General features: G+C 67.9%; 3 protein-coding genes. 1 reads left to right on the top strand and 2 read right to left on the bottom strand.

The genetic code is table 11. The annotated features are described in order from the left end of the window. Positions 1 to 247 precede the first annotated feature (247 nt). Entirely contained in the window at positions 248 to 721 is a 474-nt protein-coding gene (locus JL475_RS38715) for a carboxymuconolactone decarboxylase family protein (protein ID WP_202282880.1), read from the bottom strand. A gap of 172 nt (positions 722 to 893) precedes the next feature. Here JL475_RS38715 and JL475_RS38710 point away from each other — a divergent pair, with 172 nt between their 5' ends. Continuing rightward, positions 894 to 1,277 carry a DoxX family protein gene (locus tag JL475_RS38710; protein WP_202282881.1) on the top strand — a complete coding sequence of 128 codons (384 nt, stop codon included), beginning with the start codon at positions 894 to 896 and terminating at the stop codon, positions 1,275 to 1,277. A gap of 230 nt (positions 1,278 to 1,507) precedes the next feature. Here JL475_RS38710 and JL475_RS38705 read toward each other — a convergent pair. Further along, positions 1,508 to 2,122: IS6 family transposase (locus tag JL475_RS38705; RefSeq protein WP_202282879.1), on the bottom strand; the 615-nt coding region annotated here is incomplete at its 5' end.

Below are 2,122 nucleotides of genomic sequence, written 5' to 3'. Positions count from 1 at the left end.
CGACCAGCACGAGGAGACGGTCAACGACTCACACCAGCCCCGTGACCAGCGCCTTCAAGATGGCGGATCTTCATTCGGCCGCCCCCTTGCGGTTTGTGTGCCTGACCCCTGCCGGGGAGGCATCCTTCGTTGGTCATCCGATGTGTGAGCGAGGCGGACAACGCTCGCACCGCGACCCCCTTCCCCGCCTCGCGGCCACCGCGCCCCGGCTCTGGGGCATGTCCCGGGCCGGGGCGCGGCGGGCTGGTCAGTGAAACTGGCCGACCTGGTAGTGGCCGGCGGGCTGCTGGGTGATGATGTTCAGCCGGTTCACCGTGTTCATGAAAGAGATGAGCAGCACGAGAGCGGTGAGCTGTTCCTCGTCGTAGTGCTGGGTGGCTCGCACCCACGCCTCATCGCGGACGCCGCCGGCCGCGTCCGCGACCCGGGTCCCCTGCTCGGCCAGCTCCAGCGCGGCACGCTCGGCCTCGGTGAAGACCGTGGCCTCCCGCCACGCCGAGACCAGATTCAGCCGCACCGAGGTCTCGCCCGCGGCGGCGGCCTCCTTGGTGTGCATGTCCAGGCAGACGGCGCAGCCGTTGATCTGGCTCACCCGTAGCGTCACGAGTTCCTGCGTGGTGGTCGGCAGCGGTGATTCCTTGAGCTCCCGGCCTGCCGACATGAAGTACTTGAGGGCCTTGCTGGCGGTCGGGCTGGCGAAGTAGTTCAGTCGCGCGTCCATCGTGTGTTCCTCCGTGCTCGTCGGTGTCTTCACCCCCCGAGACGAGACGGTCCGCATCCCTGTGACACGGAGACAGGTGACCTACGTCTCCTCGCTGACCGGGTTCGGACATGTCACAGGCCGAGTCGCTGTCTCGTCTCGGGTGCTGAAGACCTCGATCAGGGAGTTGATGATGAACGTCGCGCTGTGGATCACCGCCGGAGTACTGGCCGCTGTCTGTCTGGCCGGCAGTGCCAAGATGTTCGTGCCGCAGGAGAAGATGGCCGCGATGAGCTCCTCCGCGCAGTGGGTCCTGGACTTCAGCCCCGGCGTCCTCAAGGCCATCGGTGCCGTCGAGCTCCTGGCCGCGGCAGGCCTGATCCTGCCCGCGGTGCTCGACATCGTGCCGGTCCTGGTGCCGCTGGCCGCCACCGGGCTCGTTCTGCTGTTCGTCGGCGCGGTCACCATGCGGCTCCGCCGGGGCGAGAAGGCGACGATCGCCGGCGACCTGATCTACCTTGTGCTGGCGGCCTTCGTGGTGTGGGGCCGTTTCGGGCCCGAGTCCTTCACCGGCTGACCATCCAGCGCACCCTCAGTCGGACGTCAAAGGCACAGAGCGCACTTCCACGTTCCTCAAGGCCGCGGTCACCCTGCAGACCCTGACCCTCTTCTTCCAGGCGGCCATCGCCGGAATGCTGCTGTCCTCCTCCCACGGCAAGACACTGCACAGCGGCGCTGTCACGTTGTTGAGTGTGTGAGTGCCTGACGGTGTGTCGGGTGTGGTGGGGCCGGGGTCCGGCTCCGGACTCAGGCCGCGGCTGGCTGGCCGGCGACGCCGGTGACCTGGTCCCAGACGGCGAAGCGGGCGGTCATCTCGGCTCGGTATTCGGAAGCGGTCAGCAGGTGACGGCGGGGCCGGAAATGGGGGGAGATGCCGCTGAACGCGGACAGGAACCGCTGCGCCCCGCCGACGCTGCGGAAGCCCTTCATCACGCGTTCCCGCTGCCGGGTGGGCTGGTGGCTGTTCTCCGCCCGGTTGTTGAGGTACTTCGACTGCCGGTGCTCGACGGAGGGCATGACCTCGCGATGGGCCGCGCCGTAGGAGCGGAGCCTGTCGGTGACGATCACCCGGGGCACCGTGCGGGTCGTCTTCCACAGGCGCCGGAAGAAACGCCTGGCTGCGCCCTTGTCCCGCCGGTTCTGCACGAGGAGGTCCAGGACATTGCCGTCCTGGTCCACGGCCCGCCACAGATACTTCTGCTCTCCGTTGATCCTGACGAACACCTCGTCCAGATGCCACTTATCACCGGGCCGGGGCCGACGGCGGCGCAACGCACCGGCGTACTGCTGCCCGAACTTCACACACCAGCGCCGCACCGTCTCATGCGAGACGATCACGCCACGGGCGAGCATCAGCTCCTC

This window comes from Streptomyces sp. M2CJ-2 (assembly GCF_016757295.1).
In the GTDB taxonomy this organism is placed as follows: domain Bacteria; phylum Actinomycetota; class Actinomycetes; order Streptomycetales; family Streptomycetaceae; genus Streptomyces.
The sequence above is the reverse complement of the archived record's forward strand: the minus strand, read 5'-3'. Positions and strand labels throughout refer to the sequence as shown.